3 tRNA genes and 1 rRNA gene are annotated in these 728 nt (G+C 48.1%); all 4 read right to left on the bottom strand.

The annotated features are described in order from the left end of the window. Positions 1-241: 241 nt before the first annotated feature. A tRNA-Val gene (locus VV869_RS24380) sits at positions 242-317 on the bottom strand. A 30-nt stretch (positions 318-347) separates the two neighbouring features. Next, positions 348-423, bottom strand: a tRNA-Lys gene (locus VV869_RS24375). Between the two features lies 1 nt (position 424). Then, positions 425-500: transfer RNA gene (locus tag VV869_RS24370), tRNA-Glu, on the bottom strand. A 167-nt stretch (positions 501-667) separates the two neighbouring features. Beyond that, positions 668-728, bottom strand: a 16S ribosomal RNA gene (locus VV869_RS24365); the annotation flags it as partial.

Here is a 728-nt window from a genome sequence, read left to right as displayed (position 1 = left end):
TTCTTACACAAGACACTTGAATGTGTGTTGCTTGAGAACTCGTTTCACCTTTCGGTGAAACAATAATTTCAATTCATCGAATTGAATTTACTAGTCAGCTTTCCAGATTGTTAAAGAGCATGTGTTTTCTCGTCTCCGCAGAGACAGAACCACTTTCTAATGATTTTCGGCGGCAAAAAATCGGACTCAACAAAGTAACCTTCATTGAATCTGCGATTCCATGCAGAAAATGATTAGAAAGTGGTGGGCGATACCGGGCTCGAACCAGTGACCCCCTCCTTGTAAGGGAGGTGCTCTCCCAACTGAGCTAATCGCCCACGATAGTTTGAATTCCCTCATGGAGAGAATGGTGGGTCGTGCAGGATTCGAACCTGCGACCAATTGATTAAAAGTCAACTGCTCTACCAACTGAGCTAACGACCCGTGGCGTCCCATAGGGGAGTCGAACCCCTGTTACCGCCGTGAAAGGGCGGTGTCCTAGGCCTCTAGACGAATGGGACACAAAGTTTGTCAGCGAAATATGTTTCGCTAACTTTGTGTAAGCGAAGTGACGAACCGGTGAGGAACGACATCAGCCTACACGTTCAGGTTTGGGGACCTGAGACATGTTCTTTCTATTTCGACCAGGCAATCTGTGTGGACACTGCGTCAAACGCAGCCATATCGTTAAGGAGGTGATCCAGCCCCAGGTTCCCCTAGGGCTACCTTGTTACGACTTCACCCCAGTC

Source organism: Photobacterium sp. MCCC 1A19761 (assembly GCF_037389125.1).
Classification (GTDB): domain Bacteria; phylum Pseudomonadota; class Gammaproteobacteria; order Enterobacterales; family Vibrionaceae; genus Photobacterium.
Note: the sequence above shows the minus strand (reverse complement) of the source record. Positions and strands in the feature narration are given on the sequence as shown.